We start from the raw sequence: 3366 nt of genomic DNA on the forward strand, positions 1-3366 counted from the left end.
GCCATCGACACCTCTCAGGCCCTTCAGCCTATCTGGGGTGTCCGCGAGAGCGGGGCAGGGCCACTGCGGGAAGGTAGGTCACCGTTCCGATGCATGTCTCGTCGGCTCCGGCTTGCATGGCGCTCACCGGCGCCTCCCATGTGGTCTTGATAACGGCGCGGGCTCGGCTCTGCTGCACCTCCATCACCCATATCACGTCACCGGCTTCACCCGCGTGGGGGCCGGGTTCATCCAATCCGCCTTGCGGGTCTCGCACCACCCTTGCAGCGTTCGGGGCACCGCGGCTGGGCAGGACGCTCGCTGCAGCGGCCCGATGTGCGCCTAAACAGGCTTCGGCACTACGCAGGTTTAACCGGAACAGCATCACCGTTACTCGGCTAAGCCCTCCGCCGCCGAACCAGACCAGCGCGAGGTCACCGCGGCTTTGTCGCCCATTTCTGATTTGGCTTGGTCCATGGTAGGCGGCGGGTTGGCCCATTGCCGAAGCACCGGCGGCCCGTACCAGCTGGCCACCCATCCGCAAAGCCGCATGGTGCGCCCCCGCAGGAGCCATGCCGAACGCGAACGAACCCCATGCTCGGGCTCGATCAGCTTGACCCGGAGCGCGCAATGCCACCGGGCGAGAGGTGATCTCTGCCGCCGTGGTGGGGCCAGGGCTTGCGAGGAAGGCAATTGCGACACCGGCGACCATACCCAGCCACCTATGACGTAGGTCCGGTCCAAAGAAGTGTCGGCGCATAATGCTTGCTTCTGTGGCCAAGCGTGGGCAGTCAGCGGGCCTCAGCCAGCTGGACCGCTACGGGTTGGCGGATTGCGACGCTGTCCGCGATGTCAACGGCCAGCGAACGGGCGAGGTCCCGGTAGACCTCAAGCAAGCTCAAGGCGCGTCCATCGCGGACGAAGATGGACCTGTTCGCCCTGGCGGCCGTGCCCACGACGGCGCCAGCGGGCTGGCTTGGCGCACGTGCCAACTCGGCAAGAAAGCGCCGGGCTCCGGCCGGACCCAGCAGGTGTACGAGGTAGAGGTCGGTCCCACTGGCCTCCCGCCCGAGCGTCTGCTCCAGTGCCCCGCGCCAGCCCTCCAGGCGCTCCGCGGCCAGCGCCGACGCAAGATGCGGGTTGTCGCGCAGGCGCAGCACCTCGGTTACGAGGCGACGGTCGGCCGGCAGGCTGCCGCGAGGAACCGACGCGAGGACAGCCGCATGATGCGCCAGCCCGTGACGGGAGCCGTAGTCGCGCACCACCTCAAGCCAAGTGGCGCTGGTGAACTGCATCAGCCCGCGGGCGGAGGAACTGCGGCTGTACGCGCCGGCCTTAAAACCGCTCTCACGCCGAGCTATGGCGAAGAGCAGCCCCGCGTCGGCCCCGGTTGCCGTCTCTGCCCGCTGCAGAGCTGCGAGCACGATGGGAGCAGGCTCCACAGCAGCCTTGTCGGCAGGCTCCGCCCGCCTTGCGGCTACCAGCGGTGCTCTGTGCCGCGGTGCCGGCGCTTTGGCGTGCCGATCCGTGGTCTGGATCGACGCGGTTCGAGCCCGAACCCGTTGGCCAGCCTCAGCCTGTTGGGCGGTCCCGATAAGCCCAAGAGGGGCAAACAGCAGAGCCAGCATGAGGGTGACGCGACGGCGACGTCCAAAGCTGGGCACAAGGCTAGAGCACGCACCGGCGGCGCCGGCACGGGGGCTGATGTCGATCATAGATTCGTCCGGGGTTGGCGAGCCGTGGCGCCCCTGGGACGTTCCCGGCGGCGCTGGGCCGCTTGCTCGCTCGGAAGGCGGTTACCGTGTCTGTCGGAGGACCGACGGGCCCGGTGGGGAAGCGCGCTCCGACTTGCCTGGAACGCGGTGGTGGTCCGCTAGGACTCTGTGACGCCGATTGCTTGGTTCATCTTGGCTTCCGCTCCTGTCTTGTGCGGGTGTCTTGCCAAGGCGCCCTGCGGCACTCCAATCGGAAGCACCCCTACCCCCGATCGGCAGCACCGGACGATGCGTGTCCGTTTGTAATCTTCGACGAAACGGAGATCCCGTAAGTCACTGTTGGATAGCCAGAACTGCCGCTGGGGCACGATTGGCAGCGGTGACACGCCACGATAAGGAGAGACCAATCTCTCGATTACGTGATAACCACTGCGCTTGCGCTCTAAACCATATGTGGAATTACAGAGCCTTACGCCGCCCCGTCGGACATTCCTGCCTCTCGGACAGATCGTGTGCCGGCAGGTGCCGTACCTTCGAGGAAGCGCGCGAGGCGGCCGAAGGCGCTACTCCGCGGATCGGTCACACGCCAAACCAGGCCGATGGTGCGACCAACGGTCCCACCTTCGACCTCGCGGTGACGAACGAGGCCGTCGAGGTCGGCTCGCTCCCGCGTGGCCAGCAGCGGCAACAGCGTGAAACCCTCACCGGCCGCAACCATGTGGCGCAGCATCTCCAGGCTGCTGGCTAAACGCGAGCCTCGCCCGGCTCCGGTGACGCCGCACAGAGCCAAAGCCTGATCGCGTAGGCAGTGCCCCTCCTCCAGCAAAAGGAGGCCATCGCTGGCCAGGTCCGCGGCTGAAAGCGCCGACTGTGCGGCCAGCGGGTGCTCGGTCGGAAAGGCGGCGAGAAATGGCTCAAAGAACAACGGAACGGTAGTCAAGCCGTCGATGCCAGCTGGCAAGGCCAGCAAAACAGCGTCCAACTCGCCGGCTTGCAGAGCGTCGAGCAAAGCGGCCGTGCGCCCCTCCTCCAGTCGAAGTTCGAGTTGGGGAAAGGCGCCTCTTACCTCCCGGAGCAAGCCAGGTAAGTAGTAGGGGCCAAGGGTGGCGATGGCGCCCAGCCGCAATGGGCCGTCTAGCGGACCGGAACGGCGCTGCGCTGCCTCTAATAGCGCTCGGGCACCGTCGAGAAGGTCGCGCGCCTGCCGGAGCAGCGGTTCGCCCTCAGGGGTGACCGCGATGCGGCGCGAGGTACGCTCGAACAGCGCGACCCCAAGCAAGCCTTCGAGCTTACGCACCTGCTCGCTCAGGCCAGCTTGGCTGACGCCGCAACGCTCAGCGGCGCGCCCGAAATGCCTGAGCTCGGCAACAGCAACAGCATATTCGAGGTCGCGCAGCGACAGACCGGCAAGCGAAAGCGAGGGCATGGCTGCCGTGGTACCAGCAGGGACTGTCAAGACGAGGACGATTTATGGTGAGTGATCTGGCATGCATCTGCCTAGATCTGTCAGTTCGGGTGACCCTGGCCCTGCCGCACAAGCTACAGTCTGCGTCTTATGCAAGGTCATTGGGGGTTCACCTCATACCCGGCGTCTGAAGGTCTGCCTCTTGGGGCTTGATCCGACGCGGACGGACGTGATTCATCGGCTGGCATGGCATATGGGGATGGACCA

At 66.2% G+C, this 3366-nt stretch carries 2 protein-coding genes; both read right to left on the minus strand.

What is annotated here, in order from left to right:
- Positions 1–770: 770 nt before the first annotated feature.
- Complete coding sequence (locus tag EP26_RS30160) at positions 771–1403, minus strand: transglycosylase SLT domain-containing protein (protein WP_052389884.1); 633 nt, start codon at positions 1401–1403, stop codon at positions 771–773.
- 760 nt (positions 1404–2163) lie between these two features.
- Positions 2164–3120 (minus strand): LysR substrate-binding domain-containing protein, encoded by a 957-nt coding sequence (locus EP26_RS30165; protein WP_052389885.1) that lies wholly within the window; start codon positions 3118–3120, stop codon positions 2164–2166.
- Positions 3121–3366 lie beyond the last annotated feature (246 nt).

The sequence above is a fragment of the Belnapia moabensis DSM 16746 genome (assembly GCF_000745835.1).
GTDB classification, from domain to species: Bacteria; Pseudomonadota; Alphaproteobacteria; order Acetobacterales; family Acetobacteraceae; genus Belnapia; species Belnapia moabensis.